Origin of the sequence: uncultured Acetatifactor sp. (assembly GCF_948601915.1) — a bacterium.
Taxonomy (GTDB): domain Bacteria; phylum Bacillota; class Clostridia; order Lachnospirales; family Lachnospiraceae; genus Acetatifactor.
Window position 1 is genome coordinate 1 of sequence record NZ_CAPDXS010000005.1, and the last position, 22975, is coordinate 22975.

Annotated in this window: 22 protein-coding genes and 1 pseudogene; 1 reads left to right on the plus strand and 22 read right to left on the minus strand. The window is 56.5% G+C overall.

Going from position 1 to position 22975, the window contains the following annotated elements:
- Positions 1-190: 190 nt before the first annotated feature.
- The 17 genes from Q2B33_RS01435 to Q2B33_RS01515 all read right to left on the minus strand — a co-directional run bounded on the left by Q2B33_RS01435 (position 191) and on the right by Q2B33_RS01515 (position 13961).
- Complete coding sequence (locus Q2B33_RS01435) at positions 191-754, minus strand: Fe-S-containing hydro-lyase (RefSeq protein ID WP_300567776.1); 564 nt, start codon at positions 752-754, stop codon at positions 191-193.
- A gap of 14 nt (positions 755-768) precedes the next feature.
- Complete coding sequence (locus tag Q2B33_RS01440; protein WP_300567779.1) at positions 769-1611, minus strand: fumarate hydratase; 843 nt, start codon at positions 1609-1611, stop codon at positions 769-771.
- 48 nt (positions 1612-1659) lie between these two features.
- A complete protein-coding gene (locus Q2B33_RS01445; RefSeq protein WP_300567782.1) occupies positions 1660-2070 on the minus strand; it encodes an HIT family protein in 411 nt (136 codons plus the stop codon).
- 42 nt (positions 2071-2112) lie between these two features.
- Positions 2113-3117 carry an SCP2 sterol-binding domain-containing protein gene (locus tag Q2B33_RS01450; RefSeq protein ID WP_300567785.1) on the minus strand — a complete coding sequence of 335 codons (1005 nt, stop codon included), beginning with the start codon at positions 3115-3117 and terminating at the stop codon, positions 2113-2115.
- Between the two features lie 56 nt (positions 3118-3173).
- Positions 3174-3758: a rhomboid family intramembrane serine protease gene (locus Q2B33_RS01455; protein ID WP_300815494.1), complete on the minus strand. Its 585-nt coding sequence runs from the start codon at positions 3756-3758 to the stop codon at positions 3174-3176.
- A gap of 169 nt (positions 3759-3927) precedes the next feature.
- The gene (locus tag Q2B33_RS01460) at positions 3928-5073 is read right to left on the minus strand and encodes a DUF6382 domain-containing protein (protein WP_300797870.1); all 1146 of its coding nucleotides are present in this window, start codon (positions 5071-5073) and stop codon (positions 3928-3930) included.
- Positions 5074-5090: 17 nt separating this feature from the next.
- On the minus strand, positions 5091-5534 hold the full coding sequence (locus Q2B33_RS01465; RefSeq protein ID WP_300567795.1) for a hypothetical protein: 444 nt from the start codon (positions 5532-5534) through the stop codon (positions 5091-5093).
- A gap of 44 nt (positions 5535-5578) precedes the next feature.
- Positions 5579-5989, minus strand: a complete 411-nt coding sequence (locus Q2B33_RS01470; protein ID WP_300567798.1) for a prepilin peptidase — start codon at positions 5987-5989, stop codon at positions 5579-5581.
- 5 nt (positions 5990-5994) lie between these two features.
- A complete protein-coding gene (locus Q2B33_RS01475) occupies positions 5995-6813 on the minus strand; it encodes a hypothetical protein (RefSeq protein WP_300567801.1) in 819 nt (272 codons plus the stop codon).
- A 201-nt stretch (positions 6814-7014) separates the two neighbouring features.
- A complete protein-coding gene (locus Q2B33_RS01480) occupies positions 7015-8493 on the minus strand; it encodes a DUF5702 domain-containing protein (protein ID WP_300567804.1) in 1479 nt (492 codons plus the stop codon).
- Positions 8494-8501: 8 nt separating this feature from the next.
- The gene (locus tag Q2B33_RS01485) at positions 8502-8684 is read right to left on the minus strand and encodes a Flp1 family type IVb pilin (RefSeq protein ID WP_296463640.1); all 183 of its coding nucleotides are present in this window, start codon (positions 8682-8684) and stop codon (positions 8502-8504) included.
- Positions 8685-8728: 44 nt separating this feature from the next.
- On the minus strand, positions 8729-10168 hold the full coding sequence (locus Q2B33_RS01490; protein WP_300567809.1) for a type II secretion system F family protein: 1440 nt from the start codon (positions 10166-10168) through the stop codon (positions 8729-8731).
- A 35-nt stretch (positions 10169-10203) separates the two neighbouring features.
- A complete protein-coding gene (locus Q2B33_RS01495; protein ID WP_300567812.1) occupies positions 10204-10974 on the minus strand; it encodes a type II secretion system F family protein in 771 nt (256 codons plus the stop codon).
- The gene (locus Q2B33_RS01500) at positions 10940-12154 is read right to left on the minus strand and encodes a CpaF family protein (protein ID WP_300567815.1); all 1215 of its coding nucleotides are present in this window, start codon (positions 12152-12154) and stop codon (positions 10940-10942) included. Before Q2B33_RS01500 ends, Q2B33_RS01495 begins: the two co-directional genes overlap by 35 nt.
- Entirely contained in the window at positions 12154-13170 is a 1017-nt protein-coding gene (locus tag Q2B33_RS01505; RefSeq protein ID WP_300567818.1) for a hypothetical protein, read from the minus strand. Before Q2B33_RS01505 ends, Q2B33_RS01500 begins: the two co-directional genes overlap by 1 nt.
- Entirely contained in the window at positions 13167-13592 is a 426-nt protein-coding gene (locus Q2B33_RS01510) for a prepilin peptidase (protein WP_300567821.1), read from the minus strand. Before Q2B33_RS01510 ends, Q2B33_RS01505 begins: the two co-directional genes overlap by 4 nt.
- A 174-nt stretch (positions 13593-13766) precedes the next feature.
- Positions 13767-13961, minus strand: coding sequence for a pro-sigmaK processing inhibitor BofA family protein (locus Q2B33_RS01515; protein ID WP_296463629.1), 195 nt, complete (start codon positions 13959-13961; stop codon positions 13767-13769).
- 204 nt (positions 13962-14165) lie between these two features.
- Between Q2B33_RS01515 and Q2B33_RS01520 the strand changes: the two genes are divergently transcribed.
- Positions 14166-14462, plus strand: a complete 297-nt coding sequence (locus Q2B33_RS01520; RefSeq protein WP_300567826.1) for a DUF2508 family protein — start codon at positions 14166-14168, stop codon at positions 14460-14462.
- Here Q2B33_RS01520 and Q2B33_RS01525 read toward each other — a convergent pair.
- The 5 genes and pseudogenes from Q2B33_RS01525 to Q2B33_RS01545 form a co-directional block, all read right to left on the minus strand.
- Positions 14412-14903 carry a flagellar protein FliS gene (locus Q2B33_RS01525; RefSeq protein WP_300567829.1) on the minus strand — a complete coding sequence of 164 codons (492 nt, stop codon included), beginning with the start codon at positions 14901-14903 and terminating at the stop codon, positions 14412-14414. The genes Q2B33_RS01520 and Q2B33_RS01525 overlap by 51 nt on opposite strands.
- Positions 14904-14917: 14 nt before the next feature.
- The gene (locus Q2B33_RS01530; protein ID WP_300567831.1) at positions 14918-16111 is read right to left on the minus strand and encodes a flagellin; all 1194 of its coding nucleotides are present in this window, start codon (positions 16109-16111) and stop codon (positions 14918-14920) included.
- Between the two features lie 115 nt (positions 16112-16226).
- A complete protein-coding gene (locus Q2B33_RS01535; protein WP_300567834.1) occupies positions 16227-19568 on the minus strand; it encodes a DUF6240 domain-containing protein in 3342 nt (1113 codons plus the stop codon).
- Between the two features lie 133 nt (positions 19569-19701).
- On the minus strand, positions 19702-21696 hold the full coding sequence (gene glgB, locus Q2B33_RS01540) for a 1,4-alpha-glucan branching protein GlgB (protein ID WP_300567837.1): 1995 nt from the start codon (positions 21694-21696) through the stop codon (positions 19702-19704).
- 14 nt (positions 21697-21710) lie between these two features.
- Positions 21711-22975 (minus strand): annotated as a pseudogene (locus Q2B33_RS01545) (hypothetical protein); the annotation flags it as partial.

Genomic DNA, 22975 nt, shown 5'->3' on the forward strand with positions numbered 1-22975 from the left:
ACCCTTAGCAGGGGCGCCTCTTCGGCCTCTTGAGTATTTCTCCTTAATCCGAACTGATACTGCCGATATGCTGTTTTTGTCACTCTGTGTGGCACAAGTCTCATTATACATAAAAGGGCTTCACTTGTCAATTACTTTTTGAATGTTTCTGGCAATTTGTTTCTGGCAGCTTCCCCTTGAAGCCCTCTTTTCAGCCTTCCGATTTGTCCCGGCGATATTCCTGCGCCGCCGTCTCATACAAATCGTTCCCCGCGGCATCCATCACTACGATGACGGGAAAATCCCGCACCTCCAGCTTTCGGATAGCCTCCGTCCCCAAATCTTCATAGGCAATCACTTCTGACGCAAGAATGGAACGGGAGAGCAGCGCGCCCGCGCCGCCCACCGCCGCAAAATAGACCGCGCCGTTGCGCACGACGGCATCCTTCACTGCCTGAAGCCGCTTTCCCTTTCCTATCATTCCCTTCAGCCCCAAATCCAGGAGTGTAGGAGCATATCTGTCCATACGGCTGGCTGTGGTAGGGCCGGCAGAGCCGATTGGCCTTCCTTCCCTTGCCGGGGAGGGGCCCATATAATAAATCACATTGTCCTTGATGTCCAAAGGCAGCTCCTCCCCTCGCTCCAGCGCTTCATGCATCCTTTTATGGGCGGCATCTCTGGCTGTGTAGATGGTTCCTGTCAGATATATGTAATCCCCGGCCCGAAGAGAAGCTGCCGTCTCCGCCGACAATGGTACTGTAATGTGTCTTTCCATTTCTGTTTCCCCTTCTATATCGTCCTTACTGCGTGGCGGTTCACATGACAGCAGATGTTCACTGCCACAGGGAGCCCCGCTATATGTGTGGGATAGGTGTCGATATTCACCGCAAGCGCCGTGGTGCTCCCTCCCAGGCCTCCCGGCCCAATACCGGAACGGTTGATTCTGTCCAGCAGTTCCTGCTCCAGTCTGCATACATACGGTATCTTTGAACGCTCGTCTACCGGACGGGTCAATGCCCGTTTTGCCATCAGGGCACATTTCTCAAAGGTCCCTCCAATTCCCACCCCCACCACCATGGGCGGGCAGGCATTCGGTCCCGCATCCTCCACGGCCCTCAGCACGGCCGCTTTGACCCCTTCAATGCCGTCAGCGGGCTTAAGCATGAACACACGGCTCATATTCTCGCTCCCAAAGCCCTTTGGCGCCACTGTAACCTTCACCTTATCCCCGGGCACTATGGCATAGTGTATGACAGCCGGCGTATTGTCCCTGGTGTTTTCCCGTTCTATCGGATCCCCGACCACTGACTTGCGCAGGAAGCCCTCCGTATATCCCTGCCTGACTCCCTCGTTTACGGCCTCCTCCAGCACGCCTCCCTCAAAATGCACTTCCTGTCCCACTTCCATAAATACCACAGCCATGCCCGTATCCTGACAGATGGGGATCATGTCTTCCCCTGCTATCCGCATGTTCTCCTCAAGTTGTCCCAGTATCTGACGCCCCAGCGCGGACGCCTCCCGACCTGCCGCTGTCCGCATGGCACACTTCATATCTTCCGAAAGGAAATGATTCGCCTCTATGCACATTTCCTTTATATTCTCCGTAATCTCCGAGACGTCCAATGCTCTCATATCCGCTCCTTTATTTCCCGCAGCGCTTCAGGCTCCTTGCCCGCCGCACTATTCCACAATCGTCCTCCTGATGTTTTCCAGCTCTTCCTGGGTGGGACTTCCCGTCTTCCAGTTGATGCTCTGGCCGTCGTCCACATATCTGGGAATCAGATGGAGATGGAAATGACGTACCGTCTGGCCTGCCGCCTCGCCATTGTTCTGCACCAGGTTCAGTCCGTCACAGCGAAGCTTTTCCACTAAAGTCGCAGCCATCTTCTGGGCCAGAACCATTACCTCCGATGCGCTCTCCCGGGGAAGGTCATATAGATTCTCAGCATGCTCCCTGGGCAAAATCAGCGCATGGCCCTTTGTGGCCGGCCCCAAATCCAGAATCACCCGGAAATTCCGGTCTTCATATAAGGTCTTCGAGGGAATCTCTCCGTTGGCAATCTTGCAGAAAATACAATTATCTTTCTTCATCTCTCCAGCACTCCTCTTCTTCGTATCTTTTCCACATGGAAATCACAATGGTTTCCCTTCAAAATCGAATATCTGATCCAGCGACCGCAAAAGCTTAAAGTCCCCTTTCGCCTTCATGGAGCCGGACATAAAGGCCCTCTGGAAGGTCATCCGTCCATTCACGATATCCTCCATGACCGCCTTCCCCATCTGCAGCTCTACATCCGGGCGGTCACAGGCTCCATAGTTGCACTCCAGCAAGGCGCCGTCAATGGACAAAATCAATTTTTTCTTCTTCTCTTCTATATCAATGGAATACTCCGCCCGGAATCCCGTCTGCGGCTTGAAGACCCTCTTCAGGGGCGCAAGGTATTCCTCCTCGTTGTCCTGCTCATCCTCACTGAGCATATCGCGGAACAGGCTGGTCAGTTCTTTGATGTCCTGCTTCTGGCGCTGTACATAGCTGTCGTCAGATACATACTGGGAGAGCTGCTCTGTCTCCTGCGGCGTCAGGTTATTGCTCTTGGGCACGGCAATTTTCTGCCTCACCGCCTGGTTGCTGGCCGGGAAGCAGGCAATATGCTGGTTTATGGAGCGGTACATATTCTCGGCTTTCTTTTCAATGATTTTAATGTACTGCTCATTCATTTCAAGCGTCACTGTATTTTCTATATAACCGCAGATGCCATTGCAGGGAAGGCCGCCCAGAATCTCCCATGCGGTAGACAGGTTGAGCTCTGCTTCACGCTCTCCGTAGGTGGTGGACATGACTACCGGGCACATGTAGATTTCCGCTATCTTCCCCTTGTCCCCGAACAGCCAGCAGGCATCCAGAAACTGCTGCATATATCCGCCGATACCGTACCACTCCACCGTAGTGGCGAGAATGATGCCATCCACGTTTTTCAGCGTCTGCGGCAATGTGGGTATGGCATTCTTGGCCTCATACAGATTATAGCGCGTGACATTGACCCGAAGCTCCTCCAAAATCTCCTGCATTTTGTTGATGACGAACAAAGTCGGGTCGTCAATAATGCCTCTGCCGCCGTAATAAATATTAATGTTCACAACCACACCTCACAATCCATTTTCCGTATAATCCCCCTGATGCCGCAGAATAGGCTTCAATCCGCCGGCCTCTGCCGCCAGCGCATGAACACGCACATGACGCTGGCGGCCACAAAGCCTGTAAGCAGTCCGCCCACATGGGCCGCATTGTCGATATTATGTCCTACAAAGCCGCTGTAGAGCGAATACCCTATCATCAGCAGTACCCTGACCGGTGTCACGTTCTCCATTCTCCTGCCAGAAAACAATACCATAGCCAGCAGCACTCCGTCAAGTCCGAACACTGCTCCGCTGGCCCCCAGGGAAGCTGCTGGGTCACGTTGAAGCGCTCTGGACGCAAGCGACAGCAGATTCCCTCCGATGCCGGAAAGGAAATACAATACGCCGTATCTGACATGGCCTACTTCCTTTTCAATCATGGAGCCGAGAAAAAACAGAATCAGCATATTATTGAACAGATGGTCTATCCCGCTGTGGAGAAACATCGACCACAAAATCCTGCCATACTCCCCCCACACCAGCACGCTATAAGCATCCAGCCTGCCCACACTGTACAGAAAATCGCCCGTAAAATGGCATGCGGCAAAGACGATGACGTTGACAGCCACCAAAGCTGTGCTCACGATGGGTTGAAATTTCAATGACTTCAGTGACTGCAAGGGCCTTCTTCCTCCTGAGCATCGCTCTCTTCCGTCAGAATGTTCTTTGGAATGCTCCTCTTCCATTGGAATGCTCCTCTTCCATTGGAATGCTCCTCTTCCATAGTATCGATTCTAGCACAGTTTCATGCGCTTTTCAATTAATATTGCCTTAACGGAAAATAAAAACCACCTTGCCGAATCTTATTTCATCCCCCTCCGCCAGTTTTTTCTTTTCGTAGGGACGCATCCGCTGGCCGTTCTGGAAGGTTCCGTTGGTAGAGTTCAAATCCTCCAGATAAGTATCGCCTTCCTCATTCGTGATGCGTGCGTGCATCCTGCTGACCGAAGCGTCCTGCAGCACCAAATCCACTTCCCCCTTTTTCTTTCCTACAGAAAGGCTCGGCTGTTCCAGGCTTAGAAAGAGCTTCCCCTCCGGCGTGAGCAGCCTGTGGGGCTGCTTAAGGGCCTCTGTCTTATCCTCAAAGAATAAGGTCTGTCCGTATGTTCCCTCATACTGGGTTTTCTCCGCCACCGCATGGCCCGTCATCTCCTGCTGCATGGATTGCCTGTAATCCTCCCTCAGCTTCTGGCTGCGGCTGCGTTTTCCCTCCAAAATGCCCCTGATGCCCTTTCTGCCTGCTTTCGGGGACTTTTCCTGCATCTGCGCCTCTTCCTCCCTGACGTCGATGACCGGGAGTGCGGAGGCTGCCGTCCCTCCCGCCTCTTCCACCCTGGATTCCCCCACCATGGTATACACCAGTTCCGGAAGCCTGGTATTCTCCAGACATTCCGCATCCTCGAAAATCTGGGCCTGTAGATAAATCTCCCCGTTCCGCTCCATCTTTTCGTACATGCGGTAGACACAGTCCACAAGCACTTCGTCATTGTAGTCGATATGTTCCACCCAGAACTCCATAAGCTTCATAAATCCCGATTCCCCCTCATAATACGGGATATACAGGAAGGAAAATACATTGTCTTCCAATTCCTGGAAAATCTGTTCCGGATACCAGATGATATTGTCTATATCCAGTAGGAAACGGCTCAGCTCCTGCCGGATATGCCGCAGACTCCACAGGAAATCCCTCACCCACTCTCTGGTGATGCAGCGGCCGCCATACAAAAGCGCCACATTCTGTCTGGAGGATATGTCATAGTAAAGATAGGCCTTCCCGTCGATGTAGCGCAGACTGCAGGGAAGTAGGCCGTTGATCTTGCATCTTCCGAGAATGCTGTATTGGTATCTCTTCTCCTCAGGCATCCTGTCAAGCAGGATTCTTTCGTAATTACAGTTCAGGCTTCTTACATACTCCACATTCAGCATCCTGCCCGTCACCTCCCTGTCTCTCCCCGGAACCTATGGCACAGACGGATGAATGTCACCGGCGAAAGACGGCTGTACCCGAAGCTTGCGCTGGTCTCCCATACATTGTCCCCATTCCAGAAATTCCATCCAGGCACCGGAAATGTCAGCCTCCCGGCCCCCTCCGCCAGGAAACGGTTCCTGTCCAGAGAGGCATCCAGCCTGGTAATCCTCCAGGCCGCATATTTCTCCCTGTACAGTTCGGACATCCGCACCTGTACCTTCTGCTCCAACTGTGCCGTATCTGAGGCCTCCGCAAGGCTCCCCCACAGAGCCAAAGCCCCTATATCCTGTTCCAGCAGACATCTGTCATATTGGAACAGCATGGTATAAATGACAAAAAGTATCGCGCCTGTCACCAAAGGCAGCACCAGCGCTGCCTCCACTGTAAAATACGCATTTCGCTCCCTCATCGCTCCTCCCTTCCATGCCCTTTAGGACATCCTCCGCTCCCCTTCTACAATCCCGCCACCAGAAACCACGCTGCCGCCAGAAACGGCAGAAAGGGAAGTCCCGTGTCCCTCCTGGCTCTGCGCAGCGCCAGCAGAGCCATGGCGCACAGGGAAATCAGGAACAGGCCAAGCCCAAACAGCAGCAGGCTCCTGTCACCGCCCAGCGGCATCCCCAGGCATGCCAGCACGATGCCGTCCCCATATCCTGCCTTTTTCGTGGCAAGGGCCGTCAGCAGAAGCAGCACGCCCGGCAATGCCCCTTTCAACATCTCAAGATATCCGCTTTGCCGGGACAAAGCCGCCCACATTGCAAGTCCCCCTCCCAATACAAGCATCCACACCGGCACTCTGCGAGTCCTCACATCCATGATACCCGCGGCCAAAAGCCAGCCTGTCACAAACAGCATACTCCACATATCCCTTATCCTCCACAGCGGCTGCAGGGCCCCAGGCCTGCCTGCTGCGCCTGTTCTATCGTCACGGATGTCACTGTCCTCCTCAGGCCGGAACATCCCCGGTTGTGATGGTACCGGTCTCCCTGGCTGGTAATGTATACAGTGGATGGCGGACTCCCGGAGGCACATCTGGAGCAGGGCTGGTATCTGCCTCCCCCCTGATTCCTGATATAGTCGATTAAATCAGAGGGGACTTCCCGTACAGAGAGCAGCAGATGCGTACAATCCGTGCTCATATGATACACGCTCCCGTTTTCCGTGACGTAGACTATCTGCGTCACCTCCCCGCCCTCCCCTTCACCGGACAGTCGATATCCGTTCCAGATATGCGCGTAATACCGGTTCGCCATTCGAAAAGGTGAAAATCGAATCAGGCTGCTCCATGGCGAGACCGAATATGTGACTACAATGTCGATTTCATCATTGGGCCCGAATATCTCGCTCTCCCAGAGCTGTAGGCCGGCAGCCCCATTCGTCAGCGGAGAGCCATTCAGATAATCCGCCCCTGCGGAGCTTATCACCTGCCCCTTCACATAGGTGGCAGAGACCGCCGTTCCAACCAAATCCCGCCACCAGCCGTCATTATTCTCCGGCACCTCCCCGCTGTCCAGCGCATAGCCGTACACGGACATCCTGCTCCCGATCTGCCACAGCGCCAGTTGCAGGTTCCCATGCAGACGAATCATCTCTATGGCGCATCCCAGGTTCAGGAAAAAGAAAAGGAACAGTGGAAGTACGATGGAGGCCTCCACAGTCATCCCCGCCTCCACTCCCCTGGAAAGCAAGGCGAACAGTGGTGTCCTCTCTATGAAACGGAACAGGACGGACGGGCGGCGTCTGCCGCCGTCCGGGGAAGTATCCGGATTCCGGGCCGAATCCGAAAAAAAGTCTTGATGTGTCGGAGAAGGTTTTCCTATTTTCGTTGAATGTATTGTCTGATTGCTGCCGTTCCATAAAAAGGACATCACTATCCACCTCGCTAATCCCTACTCGTAGTTTTTCTGTCTCGTTATGTCATACTGATAGCCATGGGTGCTCCCAATCCGTACATGAGCTTCTATTGCCCGGAAACAGCCGTCCAGCCGGAAGGCGGCATTCCCCGGCGTCTTCCTGATATCTGCCTCCACCATGTCCATGGCCCTGGCCGTAATCTTATCCGCATCGGAGAGCATCATGAAGATCCTCAGATAATCCTCATAGCCAAGCCCTTCCCCGCCCGTGGTCTCATCCCGCAGGCTGCCGTTCAGCGCCGCCGAAAGGCTGTAGTGCCAGCTCCCATCGTCTTTCAGGAGCGGCACCTTGCCCCCGGCCAGAAGGCTTTTGACGTCATATACGCTCTCCGCGTAAGCCCATGCCAGAAGTATCGCGCTTTCCAGCAGCGGGGTCAGCGCCGGAAGCGCAATTACGGTACACGCCGCCGCTGCCACCAGCCGAATCTCCGCCCGCTTCCTCTCATTGGACATCAGATACATGGCGTTGGCCCCTTCCCTGAGTATGCACAGACGGTTGACGACCCCTTTCAGGTTCTCCAGATCGCTCTCTTTGCCGGTTATCAGATATTCAATCTGATAGCGGAGCGCGTCCTCTTCATGCTCTCTCCCGTACCGTCCCATATACCGCAGAAGATATTCCTGAAAAAGGAACCTCTCCGCCATCTGTCCGGCTCCCTCCGCTTCCTCCCATGCCATGTTTCCCCGGTTGATCTGTCCCTGCCGCATCCTTTCCTGAACCAGGCTCCCCGTATGTATGATATTCGGAGAAACGCTGGCCTCATCTTCCAAAACCAGCCGCAATAGCCCCATTCTCTTCTTCGCCTCCAGCCCGTCCGTAGGGTTCCTGACCTCCGCCCTCTCCCATTGGTCTTCATTCACTTCCACCATCTGTCCATCGTATTTTTCCACCCATTCCCCAATCTCCTCGTCAAGCTCCTGCTTTCTGGCCTCCTCCTTCCCGTCTTCCAGGCCGTTTATCTCCACTTTCTGCATCCAGCCCTGTAGTTCCTGTAGCAATCCCAGGCCCACATCGGCCTTTACGGCTTCCACCGCGTCCGCGCGGAACGCTGCGCCTCCGTAATCCGTCAAAACGGATACCCCGATTAGTTCCGCGCACTCCACGGCAAGCCCCAGGAAATCCCTGTAGAGATAATCCGAAAGGAAGATATCGTCATAGTTTAAGTTCCCTGACAGATACCGCAGCAGATGCGCCTCCGTATTGGCCTTCGCGCAGGTGGCGGTCCCATAGGAGGAGTCGATGGCAAAGAGGTTGTACTGTTTCATCAGCTCCCGGTGATATTCCGCCATGATGCTCTGCAGACCGATGTCCGTCACGCACTCCGCCTCCAGCCTGGCCCCGTTTCTGCGCACACCGTCTATCAGCGTCAGAAACAGGGACAATATGACTGCCAGACACAGGGCAAGCGTTACGGTCAGGTACGCATTCCGCGGCCTCTCCCGAAATCCCTCCATGCCGCACATCACACAGTGCCCGTCTGTGAAGTGATTTTCTGGAACAGGCTGTTGATGATCTGTATAATCTGGCCCTTGAAGATAATGACCAGCCCCACCAGCACCACGATGATCAGAATGATTTCCACTGTTCCCATGCCGTCTTCCTCTCTGATGAACTCTCTCATTCCCTTTAACTGATTCAGCTTCATTTTTTCCTCTCTTTCCGCCGCAGGCGCGGCCAAATAAACATCGGTTACATATTTGAGAAAGCGGGAATCATGATAACTGCCATTACCACTGCCAGCATCAGCACCATCGGCACCAGCAGCTTGGTCCCTGCCTCTTCCCCCATCTTTTTGCTCTCCTGGAGCCGTTCCTGGCCGGACTTTTCCGCCTCTTCGCGCAGTCTCTCCAGCAGCGTACTGTTCCCCCGCTTCAGGTTCTGGGCCAGGAGCGCGCTCAGCCGGATATACTCCTGCAGGCCGGCCCTTTTCCCGAAATGCTCATAGGCCAGGCCCTCGGAAATCCCGGAGCGCAGCTCTCTACAGGTATAGAGCAGCTCCTCATAGGCAGGAGACGCCCTCCCGCCCTCCATGCGGCCCGCCTCATAATCTCCCGCGATTTTCTGTAAGGCCCCCCGGATCGTCAGGCCCGCTCCCACGAACAGCACCAGCTTGTGTACAATCTCCGGGTATTCCCGGCGCAGTATCTTCTTTCGTTTCTCCAGCCGTTCATGGAGATCCCTGTCCAGGAACAGGAAGACCGCAACCGCCGTCACCACGGCAACCGCCCATAGTATCACACTATTATCTTCCACCATCTGCTTCCAGCGGATGCTCTCGCCCCGCCACTGCCCCGGCAGCTTCCATTCGTCCTGGCCCAGGCTCCCGCTCTGGGACCTGGCCAGCTCCTCTTCCAGCTCCATGCGCAGCAGTTCTTCCTGTGCGGGCACCGGCGGCCTCAATACCACCGACAGCTCCCCACTCCTCTCCCATTCCCCATAGGAGAGCCGGAAGGAGATCCGCACGGTCTCTTCCTCCTCCAGGGAGAATATCTGTCCGGAATCGCTGATTCGTCCCGGGCTGCCGCTTTCCCACCGCACGGATATGGGAATGTCGCCGTAGCTTTCTTTCAGGTTCAGATCCGAATTCACATTCTGCAGGCTTTCATTGGAGCCCAATACATAGTCCGGTAGCTTGTCCAAAAAAGCATCGAACATTTTCTCCGTCTCTTCCGCGGACAGGCGTTTTGGCTCCACCTCCACCTGAAAATCCATCCGCTGCTGCCCAAAATCCGTCCCGATTCTGATTTCCCGGGCCCCCTCCCGATAGCTTCCCCGAACCACTGTCCCGTCCTCCCCCAGGATGACCTTGTCCATGGCGCTGAATTTCGCCGCGGCCGCGAACAGTGTTCCCACGAAGAGGACTGCCAGGCAGATTGCAGCCTTTTTTCCGTAATATTCGGTCTTCAGACATTCCCTGGCCTCTCCGGGGTGGAGGCTCACCAAATCCCGCTCCACCTGCGGCGAGGAGAACAGCCCCGGAATCCTGTGTATCAGCTTTTTATAGAGAAACAGGGATATCTTGTAAAAAGGCTTCAGAAGGGAGGCCACGTCCGGCGGCGGCTCCTGCTTTCTCGCCAGAAAGGACAACACCAGAAACCCTGTCAGCACTGCCAGCGCAATCCAATACAAATGCAACACCTCCTATTTGCAGTTCCTCACCCGAATCATGCCATGTCCGCCATGATCCTCTTCATGATATGCTCCCCCATGACATAGGCCCCGAGATACAGCCCCAGGCAGCCCGTCATGACAGCGATGCCTGTGAAGTTATGATAGAGCGAATCGAAATATCCCGGATTTCCCATATCTATGTAAAACAGTATCCCGAACGGCATGATCTTCATAATCGTCAGTTCCATCTTCTTGCCCCCCAAAAGCATCTGAATCTCCTGGCGCAGTTCAATCTGCCTGCCTATCTGGTTGGCGGAATTCCGGATAATCTCCGACATATTTCCGCCGTTTCTCTTGGCAAGGGCGAAAATCTGGGCAAACTGGGCAATCTCCTCACAGCGGCTCCTCCCTGCCATATCCACCAGAAGCTCCTCCAGGGGGATATTGATGTGCAGGCCTCTCCTGATAAGCTTCAGCTCCTGGCAGATCGGGGCATCCTCCCCGTACATCAAGGCCATGTCCTGCCTGCATTCCAGAAAGGCGTTCTCCACGGAATACCCCGCCTGCAGGGATGTGGCCACCGCCAGGATGCACTCCCGAAACTGTGCGGCCAGCTCCTCCCTGGCCTTTTCCATCTTCTGTCTCCTTATCATGCCAAAGACGGACATCCCTATGGCGGAGAGCGGAATCAATGCCAGGAAGCTCCGATAGAAGAAGTAGGCAAAGACTCCCGTCACGCCCGCGCAGAGCAGAACGGCCCTGGCCCTCTCTCCCTTCTTCCAGTGGTATCTATGAGATTCCTGCCGCTTTAAGCTTGTCTTCATGGAACAGCCCTCCTTTCCCGCACAGCTTCCCCACTACCCGGCCCGCGTCGTCCTCCCCGGATTCCTCAAAGACGAACAGCGGATTCAGCTTGATCTCATTCTGTTCACAGCAGATCACCTCCGTAATCTCCAGCACCTTTCTGGACTTGTCCCGCAGCCTTCCCAGATGCACGATTACATCCAGGCCGGAGGCTATCTGCTGCCTGATTGCCGCCAGGGGGAGCTCCACCCCCATAAGCACCATGTTCTCCAGTCTGGCCAGCATATCCCTGGCGCTGTTGGCATGGCCGGTGGACATGCTTCCGTCATGTCCCGTATTCAGGCACTGGAGCATGTCGATGGCCTCGGCTCCGCGCACCTCCCCTACGATGATCCTGTCCGGCCGCATCCGCAGGGAGGACTTGATCAGGTCCCGCATGGTGATTTCATTGCAACCCTCCACATTGCTGTTGCGTGTCTCCAGCCGCACCAGATTGGGCAGCCCCTGAAGCTGCAGCTCCGCGCTGTCTTCAATGGTGATGACCCGTTCCTCCGAGGGGATATAGTGGGACAGGACGTTCAGAAAGGTGGTCTTCCCGCTTCCCGTGCCGCCGCTTATGAAGACATTGTACCTGGCCTTCACCAGCTTCTCCAGAAAGGCTGCGGCTTCCCGGGAGATAGAATTGCTCTGGATCAGCTGCTCCATGGTAATGGGCTTCTCGGGGAACCGTCTGATTGTGACGATCGGGCCGTTCAGCGCTATGGGGTTCATGACGATATTGACCCTGGCTCCGTCGGCCAGCCTCGCGTCCACGATGGGAGAGGCCTCGTTCACCACCCGGTTGCATCCCGCCACAATCTGTTGTATCACATCCTGAAGCTTCTCCGTGGACTCGAAGCCGATGTCCAGTTCCCGCAGCCTTCCGTTCTGTTCTACGAAGATATGGTCCTTTCCGTTGATCATGATCTCCGTGACAGAGCTGTCCTCCACGAATATCTGCAGGATGTCCAGCCTGCGGAGGGAATCGAACAGCTCCTGTTTCAGCCTTCTGCGCATTTCCACCGGCCAGGCCATCAGCCGCTGCTCCAGAATGACCTGGTCTATGGTATCCTCCACCTCGGCGTCCGTGAAATCCTTCACAAAGTCCATCCGCTCCTGAACCCTGCTCCGCAGCTCCCTTTTCAGCTCCGTATATTCCATCAGCTCTCCCCTCCCTCCTCCAGATCCCCGAGAAGCCCCTTCACCAGATCCGCCAGATCCCCCTTCGTCAGTTGTTCCAGCTCCTCCGGCAGCTTCTGGATATGGGAGAGGGACAGCCTCTTCGTCTTCCCCAGCACATCGCCGTATTCGTACAGCGCAAGGACCTGCTCATATTGGAGCAGCTTGCCCCTGGCGATTCTGTCCTCCCTCGTCAGCGTATAGACATGCCTGCACATCCTGAGGATCTCAAACAGTCCCTGCATGCTCTCTCCCAAATCCAGGACTACATATTCGTATTCTTCCAGCTCCTCGATCCTTTCCAGCAGTCCCAGCCATTCCTGAGGCGTGACCGTAATCAGGTTCTGCCCCGACTTCACGGGCGGCACATAGGCCAGAGCGCCCTTGTGCTTCAGGATCGTCTGCAGCCGCAGCCTGAACTTGTCCTTCTGGGCATTCAGGAAATAGAGGAGATCCGCCAGATCCAGTGTCTGCATGTCCGGCAGGAGCTCGGAAATCCCGGCGTAATGCTCAAAGTTCAGATAGAGCGTGGAGTGCTTCTTGGCCAGCATCAGGCTCATGGTGATGGCAAAGGATGTCTGCATGCATCTGTGCACGGGAGAATAATTCCCGATGAACACGGTCTTCCGGTTGGTCCGCAGAAAAGGGAGCTGGATATCCGCGATCTCCATATAAACGCCCAGCAACTGCCTGAACACTTCCTCGGCCTCCTGGTACTTGTCCACATAGGAGATGTCCTCCCATCTCATGACCCCGCTCTCCCCCAGCACCACCAGGCACCCGGGCGCAAGCCCCCGCAGCTCCTGGCGGAAAGCGGACTCCGCCACCACCAGCATGGCTAGCCCCGATTGCTCGGTGCCCAGCAGGGTGTCCACATTGGTGTAGGTATGCAGCTCCCAGGGGAGATTCTTCTGTTTTCTCATAAATTCCGTCATGAGCTGGGCGTATTCCTCCTCCGTATCGCACAGTGCCATGACCTTACACGCCTTTTCTCTCAATAGACACCTCCCAGGAGCAACAGCACGCTGACAAGCACAGGCCCGGACAGACAGATCCCACCTTGTGCGCCTCCTGCGCCTCTCTTCCACATTTTCACCACTGAAATCATTGCCGCAACCAGCAAGGAACAAAACAAGAATACAAGAATCTTTTCCGCGGGCAGATAGCCCGCCGTCACGCCAAGGAGCTTCACGTCCCCGGCTCCAAGGCCCCCAATCTTAAAAAGCGGATACAGTATCGCCATGACGAGAACTGCCTGTCCAAGATACCACAGCAGCCCCGGCGCCCTTTCGTTCCAGAGCCGCCATACCGCCCCCGCGGCAGCCGTCCATATGATCAGATTGTTGGGTATCCTTCTTTCCCCATAGTCATACCTGCAGGCCGCCGCCAAAAAAACACATAGCGCTGCCAACCACATCATCCCTTTCCTTTTCGTTTTCACAGTGCCTGGTCACCGAGGCGAAACCTGCCTCCGGGATTATCTGAGTCGTAGAATTCATTTGAAATACTTGATTTGAAATGATAGTTGCATTATACCTGCTCTGTTTTCCAATTGCAATAGCCATGTCTAAAAAAGTTGAACTTTGGTACATTCTCACAAAATTCTGTAGATTCCAATCCCGTAAAGGGCCAGAAGCCCCGGAAATCCAAGGATTCCGGATGTCAATACCGTAGCCGCATTGATGCCCACCCCCAGCGGCAGCCCTATGCCGCCCAGCAGAGAATTGATGAAATACATGGCGATTGTCCCCAGGATGCCCCTCATGACCACATTCAGAATCTTCTCCATCGTCCACGCTCCAAAATCCGTCCATGACAGCTCTGCCGGCATGGATCCTTTGGAATATAGATATGTCCGCCCGGGGGAAATATGCGGATTTCATATTTTTTCCCAAAATTGGAATAATCTGCCTGCGCCGAGCCTATACTTTTACCGTATCCCCCATACCCTACAGCACAATAAGCCAATTCCGGCAAAAAAGGAGGCATTGCCATGAAAATGTATTTCAGCCAGAAATCGGGCCCGGACAGCATGACGGAAGAAGACTACACTCCCGTCACACTGAAAGATTCCATAGAAAAAACCCGTAAGGCACTCAACGATGCCTATGCGGGTTTTGATAACGCCGTAGATGTGGACATGATCGACAGCTACATTTATGAAATCAACTCACTCCAGAAAAGATACAAGCATCTGACGAACCTGGCCGCTCTGGAGGTAGGCCCGGGGGATGAAGGGCTATGCAAACATTCCCCGGTTCGTGCCCTGATCAGCCATGTTCTCAGTTAGGGTCGTCCTTCCATAGGTCAGGCCGGCGTAGACCGTCTGGGAATTGCGCATCACAGGCCCGGCGTCGTTCAACTCAGCCAGCTTCCGATACGCGTCGCACAGCGGTTCGATCACCCTTCCGACCTCGCCCAGGATTTCGCTGTCCCGGCGCTGTTCGCCAAGGGCCAGGCGCCTGATGCAGAACAGATAGAGCTGCATCAGCGCCGGCGCCGGTTCATGCTCCATATGCAGGGAAGCGATCAGCTCGTTCAGGCAGCCCCTGGCCTTCCGGACAGCCTCCCGGAACCCGTCAGGCTCCCCTGAAGGCTCCCCGCCCTCCGCAAGCGCCTGCACCGCGTCCTCCAGATAGCACAGCAGCATCTCATACAGAATCACTACCAGCTGGGTGGGGTTCGCCTGGGTAATCCTCAGTGTAAAATCCTGTTTTTCCTCTTTCTTCATCCTTCTCCACCCTTTTACTGCAGCAGCTGCAGCACCTGGGACGGCCTCTCATTGGCCTGGGCCAGCATGGAGGTGGCCGCCTGTGTCATCACCTGGGCGGTGGTGTAGTTGGTCATCTCCTCCGCCATGTCCACGTCCATGATGCGGGAGTAGGCCCCGGTCATATTCTCGGAGGTGATGTCCAGGCTGTTGATGGTGGACTCCAGGCGGTTCTGGTAGGCGCCCAGCTGGCCGCGGACGCCTGATATGAAGTGGATGGCTCCCTCGACCCTGTCAATCGCTTCCGTAGCTTTTTCCTCCGTGCCTACATCCAATGTCCAAATCTCCTGCCCATTCTTATCCTTAATCTTTACGGTCTCCAGTCCCATCTCCCGCAGTGAAATCTTCGGGATATTGATTTCCAGAACCTGCCCTTCGTTGGCGCCGACCTGCAGCCGCATGGCACCGATTCCAGTCGCGTCAATCTTAAGATTCTGAACTGTTAGAGGTGCCTTATTTTCTATATCGCATCTTGTCAGGTCAAGCGTCATCTCAAAGCCATTGCTGGCCGTGATGGTCACCAAATCGTCCTTTATGCTGGCTGTGGCACCTTCAGGAAAACCACCGTCCTTTAAAGCAGTGGGCGGCGTAAATTCCACCTTATATTTTTCCGTCACCGGATCCTTGCTTATATCCATCTGCCCTATGGTGTAAATCTTTTGGGCCACCTCCGAAGAGTAGGAGGCCACCTTGATATTAATATTATTTCCAGCATTTGGGGCGGTGGAATCAATATATCCCCTAAAAGAAAATTCCCCGTTCAGCAGCTTCTGCCCATTGAACTCAGTAGCCTCAGCCACCCGGCTGATCTCCTCCGTCAGCTGGCTGACTTCCTTCTGTATCACGTCCCTGTCGCCGTCAGACTCCACGCCGTTGGCCGCCTTCACAGCCAGCTCATTCATCCTCTGCAGCATCTCGCTGATCTCGGACATGGCTCCGTCGGCGGTCTCGATGATGGATACGCCGTCGCTGGCGTTCTGGTTGGCCATGGAGAGGCCCATGAGCTGGGCGTTCATCCGCTTAGCCATGGCGAGCCCGGCGGGATTGTCCTTGGCGCTGTTGATCTTCAGGCCCGAGGACAGCCTTTGCAGGGACTTGGCCACCGCGCTGTCGTTGTTGGCCAGATTGTTGTTGGTGATCATTGCGGCTACATTGTAATTGATTCTCATCTCTTAAACCATGCCTTTCCTGTCGCCTGCGGCTCCGTGCGCGCATCCCTGGCGCTGCGCAGGCTCTTATTTGCAAGACGCATCCGTTCGTCCCGTGAATCCTTAGGAATATTCCTTATGAGGCGGTCTGCACCACAGAGTGCAGGAATACCTTCGCCACCTGATAGAGCTCGGCGCTGTCCGTGGGGGTATGCTCGCCCGATTTGATCAGCTCCGGCATCCTTGCCTCCGACGTTATGGTGGTGATATTGCCCACCTGCCAGCTCTTCTGCGCTTCCTCTTTAAAGGTATCGGCTATCTGGCGCAATTTCATTAGTTCCACTTTTCCCTCGCCGAACATCATGCCGTGGACCTGGCCATTCTGCAGATAGAGACGGGCCTGCATATGCGCTTCCTCGGAGAGCGTCACGCCCACGGTGACTGTGCCCTTCTCCTGGCTCCCCTTGTCCAGGGTCAGATGCACCCTGGTCAGCGTATCGCCCACATAGACGGGCAGATAGTACTCCTCCCGCTTGGCCAGGGCCGCCGCCACGGTGAGCTGCTTGTGGTTCAACTGCATGTTGCGGACGTCCACGCTACTGTCGGCCTCCGCGAAGGTGGCTTCCTCCACGGATACCAGGGCAGCCTCGGTCATCCGGCCGTAATCCTCCACGAATTCCTCCATATTGTCCAGCTTCCGCCACAGCGCGGCGGAACCGGTCTCCTCCGCCGCCGGTTCCGGCTGGGGCTTCTGGGCTCCCGCCCCCGACTTGCTGGCCAGCATGGCCATCAAATCGTTCATGGAATACTGCTCCTTCTTCTTCGCGGGCTTCCTGTCGGCAATCTCGAAGAGATTGTCCACGCCGTGGTTCAGCGCCTGGGCGGCCATGAGATTGTCCGCGCTGGAGGGCAGCGCCCCCCTCTGCAGCATGGACACGCTCTCCTTGTCCGCGGCGCTGACTGCCTGCCTCTGCTCTTCCAATTGGGTCTTGTTGTATTCCCTGGTGGCCTCCGCATCGGACGACACATCTGTAATCACATCATTGGCCGCCTTGACCAGCGCCTCGGAGACGGCTTCCGCATGGGAGCTGGCCGCTGTCTGAGCCGCCGGTGCTTCCGGCTGGAGCGCTGCCGCCCGGGCGCCTGCTGCCATCTGGGCGGCTGCCGCAGCCGCCTGGGTAGCCCCGGGTGCCTGAGCAGCCCGCTCTGACGAGGCAGAGACCGCTGCCCCTGTATCCCGGGAGGCCCCGGCGGACATGGCCGAAGCTGCTACCGGATTCTCTTCGCCGACGCCTGTCCGGGCCACGTCCGTCCGTCCGGCGGCACTGTCCGCCCCGGAAGGTCTGCCCTCCGCCGCAGCCTGGCCTCCGGGCCTGTTCGCCTCCCGCAGCCGCGCCTCCAGCCCGGCCTCCTCTATGGCGGCCGCCGCATTGGCCTCACGGATTTCCCGCACAGTCTTATTGAACGCCTTGGAAATCTGGGCCGATATGCTCTCCCCCTTGCGCATGAGCTTAAGCCTGTCTCCGGTCTCATCCGACACTCTCATGTCCAAAGGCCTGTTCCTGCTGCTCTGCAGCGCGGAGAGCAGATTGGAGAAGTGGATCTCCGTCTGGGAGTTCACCAGAGCGCCCACCGCGGCGCCCTCCGCCTTCTCCAGCTGGCGCACCAGGCGGTAGATGCCGATGTAGCTCTCCCGCTCCTCCGGCGTGATCTCATTGTTGCGCTCCAGGCCGTACAGGAACCGGCTGTAGCTGTCCGCCTCCTTCTTGTACTCCGGCGGCAGTGTCTTGAAATACTGCTCCAGCTCCCCGAAGCTCTTCTCCAGGGGATTGAAGCCGTCCCGGATCATCTTCAGCGTGGCCGCAGGGGTCAGCTTCTCCAGGACGCCCTGCACCTGCCTGTCGGCATCCCTGACGGCCTCCAGGTTATGCAGGTTCATCTCCATCTGGTTGTAGCCCAAGATCCTCACGGCCCTGCGGTTTTCGTCTGTCAGCTCCACGCCCAGATCCTTCAGGATATGGTCCACGCTGGCAAAGGCCTTGTCGATGCTGTCGCCCAGGTCGCTCCTGGGTCCTGTCATCAGCTTCTCGTAGCTGGCCTGTGCCTTCTCATAGGCGGCCTGCATCGCCTTGCCTTCGTTATAGATGGTCTCCAGGGACGCCGAGCCCTCTCCCTTGGCGAACATGCCCAGCACGTCCGCGGGGAGCCCGGGCAGCTGGCCCGCCACATTGCTGGCCTTCTGGTAGTTCTGGTACTTCTCCACAGCCATGTTGTCCCTGGGGAAATACTGGTTGGCCAACTGGTACTCCGCCCGCTTCAGGGCCTCGATCAGCTCCACCATGGGCTCCGTGTCGATGGAGAAGCCGCTGCGCAGCAGCCGGACGTTCACCTCCGCGGACATCCGCAGGCGCACCTCCTCCAACTGCCTCCTGGCGGTGATGTCCCCCACCGTGGCCTCCCAGAGCTCGCTGCTGTGGTAGAATTCGGAGATGGCCGCCGCCCGCTCGTACAGGTTCCCGCCGCTCTCCCCGAAGGAGGCATGGACGGGATCCTTGCCCTCCGCCACCGCGGCGGCCGCCGCTTTCGCGAACTTCTCCTCCGTCATGGGCAGCTCAATCCCCTGCAGCGCCTCCAGCCTTTTTAAGTTCTCCGCCGTCAGGGGCAGGCCCTTGTCCAGGAGCCATGCCGCGTTCATGCGGCTTTTCTCGTTCACCTGGCCTCCCGCCTGCTCTATGATCCGGTCGATCTGCCCCTGGAGCCCGCTGTCCTGGCCCCGGCCCGCGCTCTGGGCGTAATACCCCTGCACGTCCTCCGCGTAGAACTTAGCCGAATTCCCGCCTCTGTCCGCGCCGCTGCTCTGGGCCAGATAGAGGTTCCAGATCTCCGCCTCCATCTCATTGTCTATCAGATAATTGTAGGATCCCTCCCCCAGAGGGGCCAGCTCCGCATTCATGGCCCAGGCCCGGGACACCGCGGAGAGGTTCTCCTTCGTCAGCGGCACGTCCGCCTCCCGGAAGCTGTCCACCACGGACCTGGCCAGCACCTCGCTGCCCAGCGCCGCCGTAAGCTTGCTCACATCCATGTCGTCCGTGTAGCCCACGATGTTCTTGCCCGCCCGGACCAGCTCCGCCTTGATCTTATCTACGATGGTCACCACATCCTCCGGATCCATCGCGCCCGGGTCGAAGCCCTCCTCCTGCATTTTGGCATAGTCTTCCTCGGACATGGTATGTGACATGACTGTCATATAGTCCCTCTGGACGGCCACGTCCACATTGCCGGCCTCCTCCTGGAGCTCGATCAGGCTCTTGCCCTTCTCGCCCCCTGCTGCCAGGATGCCGTCCTCCTGCCTACCGAACATGTCGGCGAAAGCCGTCTGCCCCATTGCCGTGGCGGATGTCTGCTGGGCCTCGCGGTTCTGCTCCGTCCGTCTGCGCTCCGCCTCCTTGATTGCTTTTTCGTTGAATGATATCTTCAAAATCGTATCTCCTATCGGAAAAATAGTGGTATGTAAAAAATGTCAAATATGAAAAAAGAAAAAGAGCAGGCGCATCCCCTGCACCTGCTCTTTATTTCGGTAAAATCATGAAAAACCTTTAGCCGCCCCTGCATTAAAACAGGAATATCGCCGCCCCGTAGGGAGGGATGTCCATGCAGATGGAGTAATCCTTGTTTTGGCAGGGAATTTTTTCCACCGCGACCTCTCCCTGCACTTCATTGCCCCAGCCGCCGAAGCGCGCCTCGTCGCTGTTGAGCAGCAGCTTATATTTCTTCCGGGTGGAGGTAGAGGGCACTGGCACTCTGTACCCCTCCCGCTTCACCGGGGTCATGTTCAGCACGAACAGCAGGTTCTGTGTGCCCTTGGAAGACTTGCGCACGAAGGAGTAGACACTGTTCTCCGCATCGTCCGCGTTCATCCACTCAAAGCCGGCCCAACTGTCGTCCGCCTCATAGAGGGCGGGGTACTTGCGGTACAGCTTCAAAAGCTCCTTCACATAGGTCTGCAGCCCCAGGTTCTCCTCTTCCTGCAGAAGGAACCAGTCCAGCTCCCGCTCCTCGCTCCACTCCCGCTCCTGGCCGAAGTCCTGGCCCATGAACAGGAGCTTCTTGCCGCAGTGGCCGAACATATAGGTATAGCCCGTCCGCAGGTTGGCGTATTTGTCCTTCTTGTAGCCCGGCATCTTGTTCACCATGGAGCACTTGAGGTGCACTACCTCATCGTGGGACAGGGGCAGTATGTATTTCTCATATTCATTGTAGCTCATGGCGAAGGTCATGGCATAGTGGTTGCCCTTCCGGTACAGGGGATCCAGCTTCATGTACTCGCAGAAGTCGTGCATCCAGCCCATGTTCCATTTGAAGGAGAAGCCAAGTCCCTCCCCGCCGATGTCGCCGGACACATTTGGCCAGGCGGTGGACTCCTCGGCGATGGTGATGAAGCCGGGGTAAGTCCCGCGCACCACGGAATTGAGGTGCTTGAAGAACTCGATGGCCTCCAGGTTCTGGTTGCCACCGTATTTGTTGGGCACCCACTGACCGTCCTTTTTGCCGTAATCCAGATAGAGCATGGACGCCACAGCGTCTACCCGAATGCCGTCTATGTGAAACTCCCGCAGCCAGAACAGCACATTGGCAATCAGGAAATTCTTCACCTCGGGCTTGCCGTAGTTGAATATCTTGGTCCCCCAGTCCGGGTGGGAGCCCAGGCGTGGATCCGGATGTTCGAAGATGCACTCCCCGTCGAATTCCGCAAGGCCATGGGCATCCGTGGCGAAATGGGCAGGCACCCAGTCCAGGATCACGCCCACGCCCATCTTATGGAGCTTATCCACCAGGTACATGAAGTCCTTCGGCCCTCCGTACCGGGAGGTGGGCGCATAGTAGCCCGTCACCTGATAGCCCCAGGAGCCGTCGAAGGGATGCTCCAGGATGCCCATCAGCTCTACATGGGTATATTTCATCTCCTTCAGATAATCCGCCAGCTTATCCGCGAACTCCCGGTAATTGTAGAAGCCCTCCGCCCCGTCGGGATGCTTCATGAAGGAGCCGACATGGCACTCGTAGATGGCCATGGGCTGCTTCTGGGCATCTTTTCCGTCCCGGGCCTCCATCCACTTGGCATCCCCCCAGGAATAGCCGTTCAGGTCCGTGACGATGGATGCCGTTCCGGGCCTGTACTCCGCGCTGTTGGCGAAGGGATCCGCCTTATATATCTTCCTGCCGTCCTTGGCGGTGATCAGGAATTTGTACAGCTCCCCTGTGGCCACCCCCGGGATGAAGAGCCCCCAGATGCCCACGGGCCCCAGCTTCTCCATAGGATGCGCCTCCTCGTCCCAGCCGTTGAAGCTGCCGATCACATGCACTTCCCTGGCGTTGGGCGCCCAGACGCCGAAGTAGACGCCCTTTTTCCTTCTCTCCTCAGACAAATGGGCCCCCAGCTTCTTGTAGATGTCATAATGGGTCGCCTGGGAAAAGAGGTACTGGTCTGCCTCCGAGATGAAGACCTTCTCTGTCCCGGCGGCCTTTACCGCTGTCTGGGCGGAGGTTTTCGCCTTCGCCTTTCCCGTTGTTTTTTTTGCTGTTTTTGCAGTTGCCTTTCCTGCCATTTCTATCCCACCTTTCATGCAGCAAAATCCTTTTCGGTCAGTATGATCATATCTTCGTCATCATATCGTTTCGCCAGGAGCACATCGAAGAAATGGGCCAGCGTCTTCCTGGACGCATGGCGTATGGCCTCGTCCACAATCTGCTTCACTTCCATCACCGTCACCACATGGTCGATGGTCTGCAGCTCCTCTATCCTGGTGTGCAGAGCCAGGATTCCCAGATTGTCGATGGAAAACTCCTTCTCCCGGGCATACTGCCTCCCGAAGGCCACCAAAGAGTCATTGCTCAGCGCCTCCAAATCGATGCGGGCCGTAAAATCGCCATACAGGTCCGGCGTGCCCAGGAACAGCTTCTTGATCGCTTTCCCCGTGTCCTCCAGGACCACGATGATGCCGAAGCGCTCGTGCTGTAGCTGCCTGTGGAGCATGGCCGCCGTCTGGGGGCTCATGCCGGAGGCTTTCTGGATGATCAGCGCGCCGCTGCCCAGCTGCTCCAGGGTCTGGGCCACGTCCTTCTCGTTCAGCCCCTGGCCGGACACCTTGGCCACCTTGCCTGAGAAATTGCTGTCCATCATGCGCACTTCACGCATGATGTTCTTGGCCAGCGTCAGGGTGTCCATGCCCTCCTCGCCTGTGATGATAAGGTTCCCGGTGTACGCGGCCATGCTGATGCTGTCCAGGGCTTTTACCAGCTGCTCCCTGGAACGGCGGTTCTGGATGAAAGGGGCGAAAAGTTCTTTCTCCTCACGGGTCAGGCTCCTGACTTTCGCCTGATCCCGCTCTATGGTCGCTTTTTCGTCTGTTTCCGTCTGTTTTTCTGTCTTTCCTGTTTTTGGCCTACCTGTCCGGGCAGGATGCTCCCTCTCCTCGGCTTTCTCTATCTGTTCCTGGATTTCTTCTATCTCTCCGATGATGTCGTCGGGCTCTGTGCCATCCGGCGCATATGTGTATTCCGAACTGCCCTCCAGGTCGGCCGCCTCGTCATATATGGCCTCACCGTATTCGCCTTCCATGGTTTCCGGCGCATCCTCTGCTCCGGCTTCCTCTATGTATTCCGTTTCGTCCGCGTATACGGCTTCGCCCTCATATGCACCTTCTTCTGCATATCCCGGCTCACCCGCGTATGCACCTTCCTCCGCATATCCCGGCTCACCCGCGTATGCGGCCCCCTCCGCATATCCTGGCTCACCCTCATATGCACCTTCCTCCGCATATCCCGGCTCGCCTGCGTATGCACCTTCCTCTGCATATCCCGGCTCGCCTACGTATGCACCTTCCT

Excerpts from the sequence above, each read along its gene's own strand:
- Q2B33_RS01435 (WP_300567776.1), bottom strand. The coding sequence starts at position 754 with ATGGAAAGACACATTACAGTACCATTGTCGGCGGAGACGGCAGCTTCT.
- Q2B33_RS01440 (WP_300567779.1), bottom strand. The coding sequence starts at position 1,611 with ATGAGAGCATTGGACGTCTCGGAGATTACGGAGAATATAAAGGAAATG.
- Q2B33_RS01445 (WP_300567782.1), bottom strand. The coding sequence starts at position 2,070 with ATGAAGAAAGATAATTGTATTTTCTGCAAGATTGCCAACGGAGAGATT.
- Q2B33_RS01465 (WP_300567795.1), bottom strand. The coding sequence starts at position 5,534 with ATGAGGGAGCGAAATGCGTATTTTACAGTGGAGGCAGCGCTGGTGCTG.
- Q2B33_RS01470 (WP_300567798.1), bottom strand. The coding sequence starts at position 5,989 with ATGTGGAGTATGCTGTTTGTGACAGGCTGGCTTTTGGCCGCGGGTATC.
- Q2B33_RS01480 (WP_300567804.1), bottom strand. The coding sequence starts at position 8,493 with ATGGAGGGATTTCGGGAGAGGCCGCGGAATGCGTACCTGACCGTAACG.
- Q2B33_RS01485 (WP_296463640.1), bottom strand. The coding sequence starts at position 8,684 with ATGAAGCTGAATCAGTTAAAGGGAATGAGAGAGTTCATCAGAGAGGAA.
- Q2B33_RS01495 (WP_300567812.1), bottom strand. The coding sequence starts at position 10,974 with ATGAAGACAAGCTTAAAGCGGCAGGAATCTCATAGATACCACTGGAAG.
- Q2B33_RS01500 (WP_300567815.1), bottom strand. The coding sequence starts at position 12,154 with ATGGAATATACGGAGCTGAAAAGGGAGCTGCGGAGCAGGGTTCAGGAG.
- Q2B33_RS01510 (WP_300567821.1), bottom strand. The coding sequence starts at position 13,592 with ATGATGTGGTTGGCAGCGCTATGTGTTTTTTTGGCGGCGGCCTGCAGG.
- Q2B33_RS01515 (WP_296463629.1), bottom strand. The coding sequence starts at position 13,961 with ATGGAGAAGATTCTGAATGTGGTCATGAGGGGCATCCTGGGGACAATC.
- Q2B33_RS01520 (WP_300567826.1), top strand. The coding sequence starts at position 14,166 with ATGAAAATGTATTTCAGCCAGAAATCGGGCCCGGACAGCATGACGGAA.
- Q2B33_RS01525 (WP_300567829.1), bottom strand. The coding sequence starts at position 14,903 with ATGAAGAAAGAGGAAAAACAGGATTTTACACTGAGGATTACCCAGGCG.
- Q2B33_RS01530 (WP_300567831.1), bottom strand. The coding sequence starts at position 16,111 with ATGAGAATCAATTACAATGTAGCCGCAATGATCACCAACAACAATCTG.
- glgB (WP_300567837.1), bottom strand. The coding sequence starts at position 21,696 with ATGGCAGGAAAGGCAACTGCAAAAACAGCAAAAAAAACAACGGGAAAG.